The sequence below is a fragment of the Flavobacterium flavigenum genome (assembly GCF_027111255.2).
In the GTDB taxonomy this organism is placed as follows: Bacteria; Bacteroidota; Bacteroidia; order Flavobacteriales; family Flavobacteriaceae; genus Flavobacterium; species Flavobacterium flavigenum.
The window spans coordinates 707,281-725,190 of sequence record NZ_CP114285.2 but is presented as its reverse complement, the minus strand read 5'-3'; the positions used below and the strand labels follow the sequence as shown (position 1 = coordinate 725,190).

Genomic DNA, 17,910 nt, shown 5'->3' with positions numbered 1-17,910 from the left:
TGTGAAAAAACTTCCGTTTGTATTCGAATCAAATATAGCAAAAAAGTTTTCTTACAGCAGGAAATTTCGTATTTTTAAGGATGCAACATATCTCAGGAATTTCTCGTAACCAAATGCGTATTTCCAGTCTGGAAGACACTATAGCTCACGATAATCAAGTGCGGTTTATAGATGCATTTGTTATGTTTATAGACCTTTCCAAACTAGGGTTTTCAGTACAGACCATTAAAAGAGAAGGCCGTCCGAGCTACAATACCACGTTGTTCCTTAAGGCCTATTTGTACGGCTATATCAACGGAATAAGAAGCTCCAGAAAATTAGAAAGAGAATCCTTCAGAAATATTGAAATGCAGTGGTTATTAGAAGACATTCGTCCCAACTACCACAGTATATCAGACTTCAGAAAGAATAATTCATTGGCATTAAAGAACTTGTTTAAACTCTATGTTGTGTTTTTAAAAGACGCCGACTTAATAGGCTGTGAAACCATTGCTATTGATGGAACTAAAAGCAGGGCGCACAATAGCCGTAAAGCTAATTTCAACCAAAAGAAAATAGACAAACATTTAGAATACATTGAAGCTAAAACCCAAGAATATCTAGATGCTTTGGAAGAAAATGATGCAAAAGAAAATGCTCCAAAAATCAAAAACATCCAACAAAAGATAGAACGCTTAAAACAAAATAAGCTTCGCTATGATTTGCTGGAAGAAAAGTTAAAGGCCAGTGGAGAGCCTCAAATCAGCACTACCGATAGTGATGCCAGAGCATTATTAGTGCAGGGACAAGTAGTTGAATATCCTTTAATGTTCAGGCTGCAGTGGATGCCAAACACAATCTTGTAGTAGCCACGCACACTATCAACAAGAACGACCGCAGTGCTTTATCGGCTATTGCCCTTGAAGCCAAAGAGAATTTAGGAATTGAAACTTATACTGCCCTTGTAGACAAAGGTTATCACAACGGCAAACAAATAGAGATCTGCAAACAAGGCAGCATCACTACCATTGTAGCGCAGCCCGGGCAAGGAAAAAGCAACGAAAACGGCACACAGCCTGCTTATTTGGTTGCCAGGTTTCAATACAACAAATCCAATGATACCTACACTTGCCCAGAAGGGCAAACGCTACAAACCACGGGAAGATGGCATAAGAAAACAACCGATAAAGACAGCTATAATTTTAAAAAGTACCGTACATCCAAATGCAGGGAATGTCCTGTAAAACATTTATGCACCAGTAGAGCGGCAGGCAGGGAAATTGACCGTAGCCAATATGCAGATGCCGTAGAAGAAAACAACAAACGTTATCAGGAAAATCCACAGCTGTACCGCAAGCGACAGGAAATAAACGAACACATCTTTGGAACCATCAAACGGCAATGGGGCTATAACCACACCAATTTAACAGGACTCGATAAAGTAAATGGAGAACACAGCCTGATTATGCTGGTCTATAATATTAAACGCAGTATCAATATATTGGGCGTTCCCGAACTTATTGCCAAACTCCAAAAATGGAACTCACCTTATAAGGAAAAGGTCTTGTTTTTGCTGAAAACGAGTTATTTAAAGCTAAATACAGCAACAGTTTTTTATTCAGAGAAATTGACAGCCTAAAAAAAGCGGTCAAGTGTAAGGCTTTATTGGAATTATAGTGCGGCGAAATTTTAAGACTTTAATAGAAGAAGGAAGGTTTTTTCACAGCCTGACGTTCCCTTGCTACAAGAGGTTTGGGATTAAATTAAGCCTTATTTTCGGATTTGCCTAAACATCCCAAATACAAGACCATTTTTAAATTAAGCCAAATGCCCAAATCTCTTGTAGCAAGTGTTATGTGATGCCCATATCTACGATATACTTGTCGATAAAATTAGTTCATCAATCATATGAGTATCTCCATCTAACTCTTTTGATTTCAAAAATAGTTCTCTTGCTTTTTCTATTTCTCCAATATCAAAATGGTAAATTCCAAGATTTCGATATGAATATGAATTATTTTCGTCAAGTTTAATAGACTTTTCTATGTCAGCTAAACCTTCGTTAACTCTTCCTGTTTTAATTTTTGAAAGCCCTCTGTTATTGTATGAATAAGCAAAAAATTCATCAATTTCAATTGCTTTATCAAAAAGCGGAATTGCTTCAGAATATTTTTCAAGTAAAGTTAAAGTAAAACCTTTGTTGTTTAAAGAATACACATTTTCGGCGTTTAGTTCGATAGATTTATTATAAAAATGTAAGGATTCATTATTCATATTTAGTTTACTATAAATAAGCCCTCCATTTGAATAATCGTCCGATGTTAATTTGAATTCTTGTTCGAAATTATCAAATAATTCTTTTGCTCTTTCGAAGTTTTTAATTTGCATATTTGCAAACATATTTAGACGATAAATATTTTCATCTTTTAGTTTTACTTTTAGGAAGTAATCAAAAAGATTTATTGATTTCTTGTATTCTTTTTTGTTAAATAAATCAATTGCTTCAGTATATTGATTTGGAAATTTTCTGTACTTAAAAAGTTTAGATAGTGTATAACCATCGTTGTAAGTTACTGTTCCGTCAAATAACTCAATTGGGTTTTCATTTGGTATCAGATTTCCAAATAAATCTAATATTGAGATTAAGAAAAATATTACTGCGAAATGCAAATATAAATCACTAAAATTTTTAAAAAGGGCTACATATAAATAAAGTGTAGCAAAAATAGAAGAACAAATAGGTCCAGTTAAAACATAAATAATCTGTCTATTAATTGAAATATTTTCTGCTGATGGAACACACAAACCATTTTTCCAAGAAAGCATTTCATAACTTAACCACACATCCAAAAGTCCAATTCTGAAATTTATACTTTTCTTTGGATTTCCATATGATCCGATGTATATAGAAACTTTTTGTTTTGTTAATATGATTGCTGGAATTGCGTGTCCAAGTTCGTGTAAAATCACAACTATACCTCTCACAATTGTTAGTAAAAGAAGTGATTTAATTATAAAAGGTAATTTCATTTACGCATTTTTCTTGTTGGGTATCACATAACGTTTGGTCGCTTGGCGATGTGGCGGATTAAGGAAGCCTTATTTTTCGGTTAATGACTAATTTTCCAAGTACAAAACCATCTTCAAATTAAGCCAAATCCCGCCATATTGCCAAACGACGGTTAGCGGATGTTTTTATTTTTTAAAGTAAATATTCTTGAGAAATTCAATTTTTTCGGCTCTACTTTTCGGTTCTCTTTTGTTGTCATCCGTCAAGCTCAATCCAATTAATTTGCTGTTTCTAATTCCGCTAAAAATGAAACTTTCAATATTTTTGTCGATTATTTTTAATCTCCAAATTATGTATTTATCCGTTTCGTTTGTTTCAATTTTCTCTATTTCTATGTTTCCATCATCTTTTTTCCAAAATTCTGTTTCCCAAGCATAGAATTTATTTAAAAATTCCAGTTCAGTCATTTCTTTGTTATAAAACTCAAAAATTTCTGGTTTTCTAACATTTATAAGTAAAGTAAGTTCTAATTTTTTGTTTGCAAAACCCCATTGTGCAGAATTCTCAATTTTTCCAATATGTTTCCACTTTCCTGGTAATTCAAATAATTCGTTATTTATTAAATATGGTGTTTTTGATTGCCCGAAAGATAAATTTGAAAATATAAATATTGTGAATAATACTTTTAAAAACTTAATTTTCATATAGTTAATTTTTCGATTTTTTGTTTTCGATATTGTCTTTATTCCGCAGTTTTTCTCCAAAATATCCGCTAACGTTTCGGGGCTTGCCGAAGGCGGGGATTTTTAGTACAAAAGTTCAATCGAAGAACGAATGTTGAACTTTGCACAAATGTTCAATCGAAGCACTTCAGCCCCGCTTTTGGCAAACCCTTGTTAGCGGCTGCCTTGTTTGGTTTAGCAATATAATTTGTCATTTTGGTCGTGTTGGATTTGTATTGGATTGTTCAAATACCAATCAACTATCCTTTCAGTAATTCTATCATATATGTCATCGTCTGTGTAAGGGGAATTAGCTTTTGATAATCTTTCTATGTCACTATTTATTTGGATGATTATTTCTGGTTCAAAAATTTTATTGTTAATTAAGTGTTTTCTCAAAAAGTCAATAAGTATTCCGTGACAGTTTTTGTTAAAATTTATATTTCCATTCCTTTGAGCTTCATCTCTTAATTTTTCAATTGCTCTCAATAATTCCCCTTGAATTGTGTCTGCTTGACCTGATTTTGGGACAAGTTTTTGCCAAATTACTTTCGCTGTTTTAAAGTAATCATTTTTATTAAGAACATTGTGTAAATTTTCTATGTCGATTGAAGTGTAAATTTTTAGTGCTTTCTGCTGAATTGTATCATCTACTGGTAATGAACCGCTTTCCAAGTCATAGTTTATGAATTTCAAAAAGTCGGTAAATTTTTCCTTATTCCACGACATTCCCATTTTAATAACTTTGTCTGTAATTTTTGCACCTATAGAAACTAAATATTTAGCACTCGGAATTGGGTCGGAAAATGTATTGGTAAATATTTTGGAAAGTGGGGTCAATCCAAATCTGTCTTCTTGCTCCAAATTGGCACCTGCATCAACTAATAGTTTTATACTTTCCAAGCGTCTTTGTCCGCAAGCCTCCAAAAGAGCCGTCTCTGTTATACTTCCTTGAACTTTATGGTCAATATTTTGAGTTTGTTCAATTATTAATTTTAATATCTCAATTCGTTCCAAGTAAGATGCAATAATTAAAGGTGTCTCGCCAATGTCGTTGGTTGCAGTTACACCAATTTCATTCAATATTAAAACGGCTTTGTCCATATTGATTTTTTTGCCGTCATAACCCAGATGGTTTTTAAATGTGTCAAGTTTATTTTTCGCCATAATTTCAGTAAATGTCAGTTTTTTGCAGGGTGCTGTTAAGGTTGCCGCTAACGTCCCCTTGCTACAAGAGGTTTGGGATTAAATTAAGCCTTATTTTCGGATTTGCCAAATCTCACAAATACAAGACCATTTTTAAATTAAGCCAAATGCCCAAATCTATTGTAGCAAGTGTTACCAGAGGTTGCTTCTGTACGTTATTTGTCTTTTATTAAAATTAAAAATGCGTGATGTATGTAATTATTACTTTCGTCTTTATAGCCAACATTCAAGCTGAGTGAATCACTTTCAAATAATTCCTTTTCAGGCGTAATTTCTAATTTCAGCTCGTTTATGTTTTTCTCATTTTTGATTGGTTTAATTCCGGGTGCTGACACTGATAGTTTTTGAACTTCGATATTTTCAAATTGAAGAATTAGCTTTGAAGTTTTTCCCCATATTAAGTTTTTAGTTCCATTGTCAACTTTCAAAATTATTTTTTGATTACCGTTCTTAAAAATAAATTCATCTTTTTGAGGCAATAAAATAACAAATAAAAGCATAATCGTACTTATCAATTTCATAAGATCTTATTTAGTTTTTTTTCTGCAATCTCTGGTAACGTTCCCTTGCTAAAAGAGGTTTGGGATTAAATTAAGCCTCATTTTCGGATTTGTATAAACTTCCCAAATACAAGACCATTTTTAAATTAAGCCAAATGCCCAAATCTATTGTAGCAAGTGTTGGCAGTAGTTATTTTTAGTTATTCTGTTTTGTATGCACTATAAGTTGGATATTCTGTTTCTCTCTTATTTGTAATTATATCAATGAAGTTTGTTTTAAAGTTTTCTTCAAATTCTGAAGAATTCATTTTTTCACAAGCATCAATGTCACTTTGACTAAATCCAAAAAATAAACGCCCAGTAATTTCCACTCCATTAATACTATCGATTTTAATCACTGTATTTTCTTTGTCTATTTTTAGAATTTTTACTTTGGCAGTTGCTTCGGCTCTATATTCTGGAATATCATAACAAATAGTGATTAAACTATCTGTTTTTAAAAAATTTGTATAACTAAATCTCGGTATTAAATTATTTAATATTTGCTCTTTATTAATTTGTATTTTGAATTCCTTTTTTGAATTCCTTTTTACTTTCACTTCTTGTCTTGGATTTGAATCAGCTATAAATGAATATATCGTTATGACACCAATTAATGAGTTTAATGCAAAATTCGTATGTTTATTATTCTTATGCTCACTGTTTTGGATATGAAAATAATTAAAAGAAAAAGGTAAAATTAATAAAGCAATGAGGTCAGACAAATCTACAGTTCTGTAAAAAGCAATATTAGTAATTCTTGAAATAAACTTAATAAATTGTTCAGAAATTTCAAGTTTCCAAAAAATAAATAATACAAAAGTAAAAATGTAAATTTCTTTAGTTTTGTTGGTAAAAAAAACAGAAATGAAATAGGGGAAAATGAATAATCCCGCAAAATCGGATAATTTTCCAGTTATAAAATTATGAAACTCATATTTCAAATAGAAATCATTTAAGAGTAATAGGAACAGACTAAAAATAAAATAATTAGCAGTGAATAGGCTTAAATTTATTTTAGTTTTCATTTATAAGTATATTTTTCGTTATTCTGCGGGATAATTACTGCCAACGTTTGGTCGCTTGGCGATGTGGCGGATTAAGGAAGCCTTATTTTTCGGTTAATGACTAATTTTCCAAGTACAAAACCATCTTCAAATTAAGCCAAATCCCGCCATATTGCCAAACGACGGTTAGCGGATGTTTTTATTTTTTAAAGTAAATATTCTTGAGAAATTCAATTTTTTCGGCTCTACTTTTCGGTTCTCTTTTGTTGTCATCCGTCAAGCTCAATCCAATTAATTTGCTGTTTCTAATTCCGCTAAAAATGAAACTTTCAATATTTTTGTCGATTATTTTTAATCTCCAAATTATGTATTTATCCGTTTCGTTTGTTTCAATTTTCTCTATTTCTATGTTTCCATCATCTTTTTTCCAAAATTCTGTTTCCCAAGCATAGAATTTATTTAAAAATTCCAGTTCAGTCATTTCTTTGTTATAAAACTCAAAAATTTCTGGTTTTCTAACATTTATAAGTAAAGTAAGTTCTAATTTTTTGTTTGCAAAACCCCATTGTGCAGAATTCTCAATTTTTCCAATATGTTTCCACTTTCCTGGTAATTCAAATAATTCGTTATTTATTAAATATGGTGTTTTTGATTGCCCGAAAGATAAATTTGAAAATATAAATATTGTGAATAATACTTTTAAAAACTTAATTTTCATATAGTTAATTTTTCGATTTTTTGTTTTCGATATTGTCTTTATTCCGCAGTTTTTCTCCAAAATATCCGCTAACGTCCCCTTGCTACAAGAGGTTTGGGATTAAATTAAGCCTTATTTTCGGATTTGCCAAATCTCACAAATACAAGACCATTTTTAAATTAAGCCAAATGCCCAAATCTATTGTAGCAAGTGTTACCAGAGGTTGCTTCTGTACGTTATTTGTCTTTTATTAAAATTAAAAATGCGTGATGTATGTAATTATTACTTTCGTCTTTATAGCCAACATTCAAGCTGAGTGAATCACTTTCAAATAATTCCTTTTCAGGCGTAATTTCTAATTTCAGCTCGTTTATGTTTTTCTCATTTTTGATTGGTTTAATTCCGGGTGCTGACACTGATAGTTTTTGAACTTCGATATTTTCAAATTGAAGAATTAGCTTTGAAGTTTTTCCCCATATTAAGTTTTTAGTTCCATTGTCAACTTTCAAAATTATTTTTTGATTACCGTTCTTAAAAATAAATTCATCTTTTTGAGGCAATAAAATAACAAATAAAAGCATAATCGTACTTATCAATTTCATAAGATCTTATTTAGTTTTTTTTCTGCAATCTCTGGTAACTAGTTTATAAACGCATAAATTGAACTAGTTTTATTACAAAATTGGTGTGTTATGCGCATGTTTTGATTCATATTATTTTTTCAAATATAGTTTATTTGTAACGAAATACATCATATAAAACTCTAAGATATTCCTTTATGATACTATTTATAAAACCTAAAATCCCTTAGCCCTGATAGCAGCGGCATCCTTTTCAGGCAAATGAAAACATCTTAATAAAACCCAAATTCTCTGCCTAAAAAGATATAGCGAATAGCAGGAATTGGCTCCTGAAAAAACCATTAATGAACAACTTTTAACTATCAACTATTTTTCGTAATTTTGCAGTCCAATAAAAGGAAAAGAAAATGTTAGACAGACTTCAATATGTAAAGCAGCGTTTTGATGAGATTTCGGATTTGATTATTCAGCCGGATGTTATTGCGGATCAAAAACGCTATGTACAGCTTAATCAGGAATATAAAAGCATCAAAGCTTTGGTTGAAAAGAGAGAAGAATACATTCTTGTTTTGGCCAATATTGACGAAGCCAACGAAATTATTGCTGACGGAAGCGATGCTGATATGGTCGAAATGGCCAAAATGCAGCTGGATGAAGCAAAAGAACGTTTGCCGCAACTGGAGGAGGAAATCAAATTTATGCTGATTCCTAAAGATCCTGAAGATGCAAAAAATGTAATGGTGGAGATCCGTGCCGGAACGGGTGGGGACGAAGCGAGTATTTTTGCAGGTGATTTGTTCAGGATGTATACTAAATACTGTGAGTCTCAAGGCTGGAGAACTTCTGTGGTGGATATGAACGAAGGAACTTCAGGAGGTTTTAAAGAGGTAATTTTTGAAGTTTCGGGAGAAGATGTGTATGGAACTTTGAAGTTTGAAGCGGGTGTTCACCGTGTTCAGCGTGTTCCTCAAACAGAAACTCAGGGTCGTGTGCATACATCGGCAGCAACGGTTATGGTTTTGCCGGAAGCAGAAGAGTTTGATGTACAGATTGATATGAATGATGTTCGTGTCGATTTCTTCTGTTCATCAGGACCTGGAGGACAGTCGGTAAATACTACGAAATCGGCTGTACGTTTAACGCACATTCCAACCGGATTAGTGGCACAATGTCAGGACCAGAAATCGCAGCATAAAAATAAAGATAAGGCATTAACGGTTTTACGTTCCCGTTTGTACGAAATGGAATTGGCAAAGAAAGAAGCTGAAGATGCGTCTAAACGTACTTCTCAGGTTAGTTCGGGTGACCGTTCTGCTAAAATCCGTACTTACAATTATGCCCAGGGTCGTGTAACGGATCATCGTATCGGACTTACACTTTATGATTTAGGAAATATCATGAATGGTGATATTCAGAAAATTGTTGCTGAGCTTCAACTGGTAAATAATATGGAGAAACTGAAGGAAGCTTCTGAAGTGTTTTAATTTTAGACTTCTAGATAGTAGATTTTTTTAGGCTTCTTAGATTTTAATTAAGAGATAATATACAAAAATCCGAACTTATATTTTTAAGTTCGGATTTTTTTTAATGCAAAAAAGCAAAGTTTACTAATTGCAAACTTTGCTTTTCTTGTAAGGCTCTATTTAACTAAACAGAGATTTATAGTGAGGTATTAACTGTTTAACCGTTTGTTATAGCAGAAACGTATAAACTAGCTAGATACCTAAAAATACTCTCGTATATTCAAAACATTTATAGAAATTCGAGTAAATGTAAACACCATTTTTAATTATTATTTCGTTTATCTTTTCCATAATAGTTGTATTTAAGTTATACAATTACCCTTCAAATGATTCTTCCTTGTACAATTCCTTCTCAGAAGGTTCGTGATGGTCTGCAGGCTTTGCTACCAAAGTGGTTACAGCAAGCTGTAATATAGACCCTAGGATGTTTTTAAATGTAGAATCGGTTTTTCCTATTACCAGTTTCTTAGCCAGGTAACCTATTCCAATGCTTATAGCAGATTGGGCAAGATCACTCTTGAAGCCCACGGCTTCATTGACTTCCTGGACTGTGTTCCGAATGAGATTAAGAGGTTTTAAATTTTCCTTAATTTCATCGATTTCGTCTTTGATATCACACCATTCCCTGTCTTGTTGTTCTTCTAAAAGCTTAATCTTTTGATTTAATGAGTCAATAGTGTAAATAGTTTCCATAAATAGTCTTTTTTATAGTATTAATTATTAAATCAGTTTTTAGTGTCTTTCAGAATATTGGAAACAATTAAATTTCCAATTGGAGTTTTAATCAGCTTATGCTGTGTTTTGTGCAATACAATAGCAACGATTAAATAAAAACCTGCTATCGCAAAGAAACCATAATAATATTCACCAAGTTCTTTTCCAATCCATAAGCTAAGTCCGATATTAAGAAACAAAGTAAAAAATGCAACAACAACGCCTACCGCTATCCGTGAAGTTAATGTTGATAAAACATCTGCAGTTGCTGATACCGTTTTAAGTTTAATCAATTCTAAACTTGTTTTGGTATAGTTTTCTGCTTTTTCATACATATTTAGGTTTTCGTTTGTTGTTGCATTAGTTTCCATGATATTGGTGTTTTTTATGGTTGAAGAAAAAAATCAATCTTAGTAGTTTGTTTTTACAGTTTTTGCTTCATCTTTCATAGAGTTGAAGTCTTCTTTTACCTGATTGAATTTTGCTTTTCCTTCTTCAATGATATCTTTGCCATTTGAATTAATTGTGCTTAAGATACCATCGAATTTTCCTTTAAGGTTATCTCCGTAATCTTTCGATTTGTCTTTGATTTTTTTTCTTGTTTCTGAACCTTTATCCGGTGCAAATAATACTCCTAAAAAAGCTCCTGCCGCTGCGGCTCCTAAAATTCCTAAAAGTGTGCTACTAGTTTTCATAATATTTGATTTTAAAAAATTAATATAAAATGTTTAAATAATGTTTGATTTTAAATTTCGCGACCTTTGATAAGTCTGAATAGTATTGCTATAATGGCAATTACCAATAAGATGTGAATAATACTTCCTGCACTGTATACAAAAAACCCAAGGGCCCAAAGAATGACAAGAATAACCGCGATTGTATATAATAAATTTGACATGGTTTTTAATGTTTAGGGTTAATAATTTATGTTTCTAGTTTAATTTATATGATAGATATAAAGAAAAATTAGTGTTTTTTAAATCGGATGAATTGTCACCATCTTTAACAAAAGTGGTTAATCCATAATTGTAGCGTAATCCAACACTTATTGGGTTGAAATCCAATCCTACTCCTGCAGCTAGACCTGCATCGAATTTATTAAAGTTATCTGTATCAAAATCTTGTTCAAATTCTAAAGCACCTTCTCCTGTAGCTTTAGAGCTTACAAGATATGAAGCATAACCACCTGCATGAATATTAAAGTTTTTTGTAAGATTAACTCTTACTAACAAAGGAACTTCTATATAATTTAATTTTAATTTTGTACTACCTGATGCTAAAGCGGTGTTATATTCTAATTCAGATCCTCTGGTAGTAAATAAAATTTCAGGTTGGATTGCAACGAAATCTGATATTGGAAGTGTGGCATAAACCCCGGCATTAAAACCGAACAACATGTTCTTATCGTCTGCATCTTCATTATAAAAGTTAGACATATTTACCCCACCTTTTATACCAAATTCGGTATTTACATTATTGTCCTGAGCATGTAGCATTCCGAATGAAGCTGATAATGTTAGAGCTAAGGCGTATAAGAAATTTGATTGCATTTTCATAATTTAAAAATTTAGTTAATAATTCTAATTTGATTTTAATTGATTTGTTTTTTAATTTTTTCTGCTTCTCTTAAAAATTCGTATTGTTTTGGTAAATAATGAGCAACTAATTTCAGTATTACCATATCATTTGTTTCTTTTGCTATGGATTCCAATAACCCTATCATTTCAGTTAAAGACTGTGTAATAGAATTCAGATAGGCATCATCAAAATCAACATTCTTTTTGTTAAAGAGCTCGTACAAATCCTTATTGGTAACCGATGTGTTTATTTCACTGATTATAATGAGTTTTTGAACGACTATTTCGTTGATTTCCTGTAATAACATTTTTTGATTATTTTCTATTTTACTGCTGACAATTTTTATTGAATTTTGTAAACTTTTACGTTTTGCCAGTTGCGCTTTAGAAATCATCGTTTTTGTTACTTCTGCAGTTGCAACAAAAAAATAAGCTTCAATTTGTTCCGTGTTTTTTGTAAGAACGTATTTGTTTTTTTTGTTTTCCGGTTTCCTGTTTTCCGGTTTTTCATTTTCATTACAAGACGAAATAGTTATTGTTACAATTACTATAAAAGCTGTTTTGAAGAATGATCTTTTTGATGAAAACATCTGTCTAAATAGTTACTTCATTATTACATTACAAAGATGCTAACGAATAGTAAGGTTTGCTTTACAGCATAAAAAAGAAACGTTATATAATTCCCATTCTGGAAAAATATAACGTTTTTAATAAAGTTTTATGAGGGGATTTATTGAGGAAGAAATACAGTAAATACGGAGCCTTCGCCTGGTTTGCTGTCAGCTGTTATGTAACCTTTATGGTTCTCAACAATTTTTTTACAAATTGCTAATCCAATTCCTGTACCCGGATACTCATTTTTAGAATGTAGTCGTTTAAACAACACAAAAATATTGTCTTTGAATTGTGGATCAAATCCCATTCCGTTATCAGTAAATGTAATCTTATAAAATTTCTTGAAAGGACGATCAATCAATTCCGGATATTCATTAGATAATATTTTTTCACAATCAATAGTAATCTGAGGTGCTGTTTCCGGAAGACTGTATTTTAGTGAATTACCAATCAAATTAATAAAGAGCTGTTCTATCTGGTAGGGTATAACTTCTAATTTAGGTAATTTAGTAACGTTGATACTTCCTTTTTTCTCATCAGTTATTACAGTAAGTTCTGATATTGCATTTTCCAGCAATTCATTCAGATCTGATTTAATGAATTCTTTTTTGGTAGTATTAGTTCTGGAGAATAATAATAAATCATCAATCAAAACACGCATTCTTTTGGCTGATGTTTCTACTTTTATAATGTAGTCTTTTGCGCTATCAGAAAGAACTGCCTTGTCTTCTTCGGAAATTCTAGAAATAAAGGTTTGAATTTTTCGCAGTGGTTCTTGTAAATCATGGCTCGCGACATGATTAAAAGAGGCTAATTCTTTATTGCTTTTTTCAAGTTGGTTGTTTCGTTCCTGAAGTTCAATGTTTAGTAAGTGTTCGTCTGTAATATCAAAATTGATACCGAGTAGGATTTTGTTTCCATTCTGGTCAACCAGCAATTTGCCTGTAGATTTTAAATATCTGGTTTCGCCATTAGGCTGAATTATTTTATAATAGGTAAATGGAAGTTCTTCGTTATTGATAATTCCCTCCATAGAGGCTTTAATTGCTTCTTTGTCTTCTGGATGTACAAAATCTAAAAAGCTGTCGTTTTTGGGTTCAAAAGCGTTTGGCTCAACTCCCAAAAGGCGAAACTGATTGTCAGAATAATCAATTTTCCCTGTTTCCAGATCCCATTGCCAGGTGCTAAATTTACCAATTACTTCAGATTCGGCCATGAGACCTGAAGAAATCAAGAGTTTCTTATTGAAGATTTTTAAGCGTTCAAGGTCTTTGCTTATTTGTCTGTATGCAAGTAAAATAAAGAGTAGAGCGGCTAAGAATAATAGTATCGAAAAAATTGGACCAAGAGAAATTTCTTCATCGTATTTCTTTAAACTTTTTTTCAAAAAGTTTTTTTCGATATCATTCATTTCATCTACTTTAAAACGAATGTTATCCATTAATATACGGCCTCCAAACATATGATTGTCTAGTTTTCTTTTATCATACGTTTCGGGATCACTGTACTTTAAACAATTTTCAAATGAAACATAGCGTTTAATGATCAGTTTGTATATTTTTTCGAGATTTTGTTTTTGTACCGGATTGTTGGCTGTAAGCTTTTTTAAGGCAATGAAGGAAGTATTTACCTTGTCACGCGAAAAAAGATAAGGAGCCAGAAAACGATGGTTTCGGGTAATCATAAAGCCACGCTGACCCGTTTCTGCATCTTTTATAGCAGACATAAGCCGCTCAAGCTCTATGTTAATTTCATAGGTGTGCATGAGCAGCTTAGTAGATTCATTAAGATCCCTGTTATGTTTGTAAGCTATTGACGAAAGAAAAATTAAAATGAAAATAGCTATTATAAAAATAACTCTCAAGTAATTTGAGGAATTAAACTTAGGAATCCATTTCATTATTATTGTAATTACTTAAGGCTTAATAAGAAATTATCACGATTTAATCCTGATGTATGATAATGCCAATTTAGTGTAACAACTTCATTAATAATTTTTTTAAGCGCATTAAAATCACTTGGCTTTTTGATATAAATATTTGCACCTTCAATAAATGTGTCTTCAATATCCTCATCTGAAGAAGATGTTGAATAAATTGCAATTATCAGATTTTTCAGGTGCTCTGTCTTTTTTATTTCAATCAAACATTCCTTACCTGTTTTTTTGGGCATGTTCAAATCCAGAAATAAAATATCAGGTAATTTAGTATCCGGATTCATAAGATGTTCCATTAACTGTAAACCATCGAAAACAAATTCGACTTTGGTTTGTACTTTTACTTCTTCGAAAGCATCCTTAAAGAAAAGTCTGTCGTCTTCGTCGTCGTCGGCGAGTAAAATGTGTAATGCGTTTTTCTGCATTGATTAAGGTATTTGGGTTTTATTTTAAATTTTCTCTACGCTTTTTAATAATTCTCAAGAATGCTGAAGGAGTTATTCCTGTTGTATTTTTAAACTGAGTACTTAAGTGCGCAACACTCGAATAATTCAGTAAAAAAGCAATTTCGGTTAAACTCATTTCGTTTACAATCATTAACTGTTTTGCTCTTTCAATTTTTTGAATGATTATAAAATTCTCAATAGAAGAATACGTTACTTCGGAAAATACATTTGACAGGTAACCATAACTGTGGTTTAATTTATCAGCAAGATAAGCTGAACTTTTATAATTATTGTTGTCATCAGTATAAACCAATTCTATTATAGCATCCTTTATTTTTTGAACCAAAACGCTTTTTTGATTCTCAACTACTTCAAAACCAAATGGCTCTAAATTATTTTTAAGCTCATCTAATGCTTCAGTAGTAAGATTATCTTCTAATTCAATTTCTCCAAATCCTAAAGTAGAAAAATTCAAATTCTGTTCTTCCAGTTTTTCTTTTAGGTAAAGTGTGCAAATTGTATTAATATCAAATTTTATAAATAATTTCATTTTGTAAAAATATGGTTAAAGATAACTATTTTATTTTGTTTTTGAGTAATTCATGTTAATTCAGAAATTTTAAAGCTTTATACTTTGAAAATCAAAAAAATACCGCCTAATTTTAGTTAAGCGGCATTTATGAAAGTTGAAAGAGATTTACAAATTTGATACAATATCATTCCATTCCTCTTTTGTTTTACCTAATTTTTGCTGGATTCTTCCGTACATTTCATCTTCTTTTCCTTCTTCATATAGCAAATCGTCATCAGTCAAATCAGCATATTTTTGTTTTAATTTTCCTTTTAGCTCGTTCCAGTTTCCTTTTATTTCTGTACTATTCATGACTTTATTATTTAATATTTATATAATGTAAAATTCAATAACTTTTCTTTGTGTTTTGTTACATAAATTTTTCAAACTCTTCTATAATTCGCATTTATTGTAGCGCTATTCTATAATTTTCTACATAATTAATACAAGTTGTTATATGATTCAATGATTTGTTAACCTGTTTTTAAATCTATTATTGTAGTTTTGCCGCCAATTAAACTTAAAACCCCAATTTAATGAAAAAACAATTACTCATTTTATTTATTTTTTTAACGTCTGCTGTTGCTACGGCACAGTCGTATTTAGGTTATTTTAATGATAATTATGCCGGTGTGCAAAGTGTGCTTTTTAACCCTGCATCAATAGCCGATTCCCGTTTTAAAACAGATGTAAATTTGTTTTCTGTCAGTAGTGCTGTTAGTAATGACTTGTACGGGGTTAAACTTTTTGACGTTTTTAAAGATGGTTATGACTTTGATAGTCAGTCAAAAATGACTCCTTCAAATGCAAATAGTGCCATTGTTAATCTGGATATTATGGGGCCGTCTTTTATGTTCAATATTGCGCCTAATCATACATTGGCACTTTTTACCAGAGCAAGATCGATTACAAATCTTAGAGATGTTAATGGTAGTCTTGTTGACGAGGTAAAAGATGGATTGGATCATTCAAGCAATTTTAACCTTAATGCTGGTAGTCCAAACGGAGCTGCACACGCATGGGGAGAATTAGGACTTTCTTATGCTGCAGTTTTATATCAAAATGGTCAGCATTTTTTAAAGGGTGGTATAACTGCTAAGTATTTACAAGGTATTGGAAATGCATATATTCAAGGAAAGAATGCTACTGCATCATTACAAGAAGATATCAATCCGGAAAACAGTAAATTGATTACAACTGGAGAAATGACTATAGGTGGAAGCCAGGATTGGGAGGCTAATGAAGATTATGAATTTGATATTAATTCAAGCGGAGTAGGTTTTGATTTTGGTTTGGTTTACGAATGGAGACCGGATTATGATAAATATGATTTAAGTAAAGCTAAACCTGCTGATAATAATTTCAGGGATTTGAATAAATACAAAGTACGTTTTGGGCTGTCTGTTACGGATATTGGCTCTATAAATTATAAAAAATCAAAACTTGACACCTATGATATTGATGGTCAAGTTACTCAGGAAATGATTGACGATACAGATAATTTATACGATTTATTGAATGCCAATTACACTAAAACATCAACTTCAAAAGGAGTAAAAACAAATTTGCCTACAGCACTTCATGCTGATGTTGACTGGAATATCCATAATAAATTCTATCTGAATCTTAATGGAGATATCAGTATGGTTTCAAATACAAAATTAAATGCGACCAATATTGCTAACAGAGTAAGTTTGGCACCTCGATACGAAAGCAGATGGTTTAGTTTTTACGTTCCTGTTACGTGGATGGAATATAGTGGAACTCAAGTGGGTACAGGATTACGTGTAGGTACTTTATTTGTTGGCTCAGGATCAATTGTTTCTAATTTAGTTTCTAAAGAATCAAAAGCAGCTGATTTTTACGTTGGGATTAAAATTCCGGTTTACCAAAAGAAATTTAAAGACAGAGATCAGGATGGGGTAATAGATAAACAAGATTCTTGTAAAAAAGTAGCTGGGCCAATTGAAAACAATGGTTGTCCTTGGCCAGACACTGATGGTGACAAAGTTTTTGATAAAGATGATGCTTGTCCGGATGTTGCCGGTCCTGTTGAAAACAAAGGCTGCCCATGGAAAGATAGTGACGGAGATACATTATTAGATAATGTTGATGCATGCCCAACAGTTGCAGGCCCAGTTGAAAATAAAGGTTGCCCATGGCCTGATACAGACGGAGATGGAGTTTTGGATAAAGATGATGCTTGTCCTAATGTTGCAGGTTTAGTAGAAAACAAAGGATGTCCGGTTTTAGATACTGATAAAGATGGAGTTGCTGATAACGTTGATGATTGTCCATTAGTTGCAGGTCCAGCAGAAAATAAAGGTTGTCCTGAAGTTAGTAAAGCTACTTTGGCTCAATTACAGGTTGAGGCAAAATCTATCTTCTTTACATCTGGTAAGGCTATCTTAAGTGATGCTAAGAAGGTAGAAACTTCAGGAAGGCTTGATGCAATTAAAGAAATTTTGAAAAACTATCCAAACGCAAAATTTGCCATTTATGGTCATACTGATAATGTAGGTAACGCTAAGGCAAATCAAAAATTATCTGAAGAAAGAGCAAAAGTTATTATGGATGCTTTAATTGAAAAAGGAGTAAATCCTGCTAATTTAACTTCACAAGGTTTTGGAGCTTCAAAACCAGTTAAATCTAATAAAACTGCTGCAGGAAGAGCAGCAAACAGAAGAACAGAAATTGTTTATTTAGGCAATTTCTAATTCTGATCGAAATATAAATACTAAAAGCCATTCTTAATTGAGTGGCTTTTTTTATTTTTGCATACTTTCT

At 31.8% G+C, this 17,910-nt stretch carries 21 protein-coding genes; 4 read left to right on the top strand and 17 right to left on the bottom strand.

What is annotated here, in order from left to right:
• The first annotated feature begins 80 nt into the window (after positions 1-80).
• Entirely contained in the window at positions 81-845 is a 765-nt protein-coding gene (locus OZP09_RS02625) for a transposase (RefSeq protein ID WP_269236382.1), read from the top strand.
• Positions 821-1,618, top strand: coding sequence for a transposase (locus OZP09_RS02620; protein WP_269236381.1), 798 nt, complete (start codon positions 821-823; stop codon positions 1,616-1,618). The genes OZP09_RS02625 and OZP09_RS02620 overlap by 25 nt, the downstream gene beginning before the upstream one ends.
• A 230-nt stretch (positions 1,619-1,848) precedes the next feature.
• On the opposite strand, the gene OZP09_RS02615 is transcribed toward OZP09_RS02620, so the two are convergent.
• The 7 genes from OZP09_RS02615 to OZP09_RS02585 all read right to left on the bottom strand — a co-directional run bounded on the left by OZP09_RS02615 (position 1,849) and on the right by OZP09_RS02585 (position 7,762).
• Positions 1,849-3,009 carry a tetratricopeptide repeat protein gene (locus tag OZP09_RS02615; RefSeq protein ID WP_269235677.1) on the bottom strand — a complete coding sequence of 387 codons (1,161 nt, stop codon included), beginning with the start codon at positions 3,007-3,009 and terminating at the stop codon, positions 1,849-1,851.
• A gap of 165 nt (positions 3,010-3,174) precedes the next feature.
• The gene (locus OZP09_RS02610; protein WP_269235674.1) at positions 3,175-3,693 is read right to left on the bottom strand and encodes a hypothetical protein; all 519 of its coding nucleotides are present in this window, start codon (positions 3,691-3,693) and stop codon (positions 3,175-3,177) included.
• Between the two features lie 213 nt (positions 3,694-3,906).
• The gene (locus OZP09_RS02605) at positions 3,907-4,878 is read right to left on the bottom strand and encodes an ankyrin repeat domain-containing protein (RefSeq protein WP_269236380.1); all 972 of its coding nucleotides are present in this window, start codon (positions 4,876-4,878) and stop codon (positions 3,907-3,909) included.
• A 194-nt stretch (positions 4,879-5,072) separates the two neighbouring features.
• Entirely contained in the window at positions 5,073-5,438 is a 366-nt protein-coding gene (locus OZP09_RS02600; protein WP_281310231.1) for a hypothetical protein, read from the bottom strand.
• A 179-nt stretch (positions 5,439-5,617) separates the two neighbouring features.
• Complete coding sequence (locus tag OZP09_RS02595) at positions 5,618-6,484, bottom strand: hypothetical protein (protein ID WP_269236378.1); 867 nt, start codon at positions 6,482-6,484, stop codon at positions 5,618-5,620.
• A 178-nt stretch (positions 6,485-6,662) separates the two neighbouring features.
• Positions 6,663-7,181, bottom strand: coding sequence for a hypothetical protein (locus OZP09_RS02590; protein ID WP_269235674.1), 519 nt, complete (start codon positions 7,179-7,181; stop codon positions 6,663-6,665).
• A gap of 215 nt (positions 7,182-7,396) precedes the next feature.
• Positions 7,397-7,762: a hypothetical protein gene (locus OZP09_RS02585; RefSeq protein ID WP_281310231.1), complete on the bottom strand. Its 366-nt coding sequence runs from the start codon at positions 7,760-7,762 to the stop codon at positions 7,397-7,399.
• 386 nt (positions 7,763-8,148) lie between these two features.
• On the opposite strand from OZP09_RS02585, the gene prfA reads away from it, so the two are divergent.
• The gene (prfA, locus tag OZP09_RS02580) at positions 8,149-9,225 is read left to right on the top strand and encodes a peptide chain release factor 1 (protein WP_223678635.1); all 1,077 of its coding nucleotides are present in this window, start codon (positions 8,149-8,151) and stop codon (positions 9,223-9,225) included.
• A 354-nt stretch (positions 9,226-9,579) separates the two neighbouring features.
• On the opposite strand, the gene OZP09_RS02575 is transcribed toward prfA, so the two are convergent.
• The 10 genes from OZP09_RS02575 to OZP09_RS02530 all read right to left on the bottom strand — a co-directional run bounded on the left by OZP09_RS02575 (position 9,580) and on the right by OZP09_RS02530 (position 15,435).
• A complete protein-coding gene (locus tag OZP09_RS02575) occupies positions 9,580-9,957 on the bottom strand; it encodes a hypothetical protein (RefSeq protein WP_269236376.1) in 378 nt (125 codons plus the stop codon).
• 32 nt (positions 9,958-9,989) lie between these two features.
• Positions 9,990-10,349 carry a hypothetical protein gene (locus tag OZP09_RS02570; RefSeq protein WP_269236375.1) on the bottom strand — a complete coding sequence of 120 codons (360 nt, stop codon included), beginning with the start codon at positions 10,347-10,349 and terminating at the stop codon, positions 9,990-9,992.
• Positions 10,350-10,388: 39 nt separating this feature from the next.
• Entirely contained in the window at positions 10,389-10,673 is a 285-nt protein-coding gene (locus OZP09_RS02565) for a YtxH domain-containing protein (protein ID WP_281310230.1), read from the bottom strand.
• A gap of 50 nt (positions 10,674-10,723) precedes the next feature.
• Complete coding sequence (locus OZP09_RS02560; protein ID WP_007811479.1) at positions 10,724-10,876, bottom strand: lmo0937 family membrane protein; 153 nt, start codon at positions 10,874-10,876, stop codon at positions 10,724-10,726.
• A 34-nt stretch (positions 10,877-10,910) separates the two neighbouring features.
• Positions 10,911-11,534, bottom strand: coding sequence for a porin family protein (locus tag OZP09_RS02555; protein WP_281310229.1), 624 nt, complete (start codon positions 11,532-11,534; stop codon positions 10,911-10,913).
• Positions 11,535-11,569: 35 nt separating this feature from the next.
• Positions 11,570-12,145, bottom strand: coding sequence for a DUF4142 domain-containing protein (locus OZP09_RS02550; protein ID WP_281310228.1), 576 nt, complete (start codon positions 12,143-12,145; stop codon positions 11,570-11,572).
• Between the two features lie 140 nt (positions 12,146-12,285).
• Entirely contained in the window at positions 12,286-13,935 is a 1,650-nt protein-coding gene (locus OZP09_RS02545) for a CHASE3 domain-containing protein (RefSeq protein ID WP_269236372.1), read from the bottom strand.
• Between the two features lie 146 nt (positions 13,936-14,081).
• A complete protein-coding gene (locus OZP09_RS02540; RefSeq protein WP_223678628.1) occupies positions 14,082-14,531 on the bottom strand; it encodes a response regulator in 450 nt (149 codons plus the stop codon).
• A 19-nt stretch (positions 14,532-14,550) separates the two neighbouring features.
• Entirely contained in the window at positions 14,551-15,102 is a 552-nt protein-coding gene (locus OZP09_RS02535) for a helix-turn-helix domain-containing protein (protein ID WP_269236371.1), read from the bottom strand.
• Between the two features lie 147 nt (positions 15,103-15,249).
• Entirely contained in the window at positions 15,250-15,435 is a 186-nt protein-coding gene (locus tag OZP09_RS02530) for a CsbD family protein (protein ID WP_223678626.1), read from the bottom strand.
• 224 nt (positions 15,436-15,659) lie between these two features.
• On the opposite strand from OZP09_RS02530, the gene OZP09_RS02525 reads away from it, so the two are divergent.
• Positions 15,660-17,840 carry a DUF5723 family protein gene (locus OZP09_RS02525; protein ID WP_269236370.1) on the top strand — a complete coding sequence of 727 codons (2,181 nt, stop codon included), beginning with the start codon at positions 15,660-15,662 and terminating at the stop codon, positions 17,838-17,840.
• Positions 17,841-17,910 lie beyond the last annotated feature (70 nt).

Excerpts from the sequence above, each read along its gene's own strand:
- OZP09_RS02560 (WP_007811479.1), bottom strand. The coding sequence starts at position 10,876 with ATGTCAAATTTATTATATACAATCGCGGTTATTCTTGTCATTCTTTGG.
- OZP09_RS02545 (WP_269236372.1), bottom strand. The coding sequence starts at position 13,935 with ATGCACACCTATGAAATTAACATAGAGCTTGAGCGGCTTATGTCTGCT.
- OZP09_RS02570 (WP_269236375.1), bottom strand. The coding sequence starts at position 10,349 with ATGGAAACTAATGCAACAACAAACGAAAACCTAAATATGTATGAAAAA.
- OZP09_RS02600 (WP_281310231.1), bottom strand. The coding sequence starts at position 5,438 with ATGAAATTGATAAGTACGATTATGCTTTTATTTGTTATTTTATTGCCT.
- OZP09_RS02610 (WP_269235674.1), bottom strand. The coding sequence starts at position 3,693 with ATGAAAATTAAGTTTTTAAAAGTATTATTCACAATATTTATATTTTCA.
- OZP09_RS02540 (WP_223678628.1), bottom strand. The coding sequence starts at position 14,531 with ATGCAGAAAAACGCATTACACATTTTACTCGCCGACGACGACGAAGAC.
- OZP09_RS02535 (WP_269236371.1), bottom strand. The coding sequence starts at position 15,102 with ATGAAATTATTTATAAAATTTGATATTAATACAATTTGCACACTTTAC.
- OZP09_RS02605 (WP_269236380.1), bottom strand. The coding sequence starts at position 4,878 with ATGGCGAAAAATAAACTTGACACATTTAAAAACCATCTGGGTTATGAC.
- OZP09_RS02615 (WP_269235677.1), bottom strand. The coding sequence starts at position 3,009 with ATGAAATTACCTTTTATAATTAAATCACTTCTTTTACTAACAATTGTG.
- OZP09_RS02590 (WP_269235674.1), bottom strand. The coding sequence starts at position 7,181 with ATGAAAATTAAGTTTTTAAAAGTATTATTCACAATATTTATATTTTCA.
- OZP09_RS02565 (WP_281310230.1), bottom strand. The coding sequence starts at position 10,673 with ATGAAAACTAGTAGCACACTTTTAGGAATTTTAGGAGCCGCAGCGGCA.
- OZP09_RS02530 (WP_223678626.1), bottom strand. The coding sequence starts at position 15,435 with ATGAATAGTACAGAAATAAAAGGAAACTGGAACGAGCTAAAAGGAAAA.
- OZP09_RS02555 (WP_281310229.1), bottom strand. The coding sequence starts at position 11,534 with ATGAAAATGCAATCAAATTTCTTATACGCCTTAGCTCTAACATTATCA.
- prfA (WP_223678635.1), top strand. The coding sequence starts at position 8,149 with ATGTTAGACAGACTTCAATATGTAAAGCAGCGTTTTGATGAGATTTCG.
- OZP09_RS02585 (WP_281310231.1), bottom strand. The coding sequence starts at position 7,762 with ATGAAATTGATAAGTACGATTATGCTTTTATTTGTTATTTTATTGCCT.
- OZP09_RS02525 (WP_269236370.1), top strand. The coding sequence starts at position 15,660 with ATGAAAAAACAATTACTCATTTTATTTATTTTTTTAACGTCTGCTGTT.
- OZP09_RS02575 (WP_269236376.1), bottom strand. The coding sequence starts at position 9,957 with ATGGAAACTATTTACACTATTGACTCATTAAATCAAAAGATTAAGCTT.
- OZP09_RS02625 (WP_269236382.1), top strand. The coding sequence starts at position 81 with ATGCAACATATCTCAGGAATTTCTCGTAACCAAATGCGTATTTCCAGT.
- OZP09_RS02595 (WP_269236378.1), bottom strand. The coding sequence starts at position 6,484 with ATGAAAACTAAAATAAATTTAAGCCTATTCACTGCTAATTATTTTATT.
- OZP09_RS02550 (WP_281310228.1), bottom strand. The coding sequence starts at position 12,145 with ATGTTTTCATCAAAAAGATCATTCTTCAAAACAGCTTTTATAGTAATT.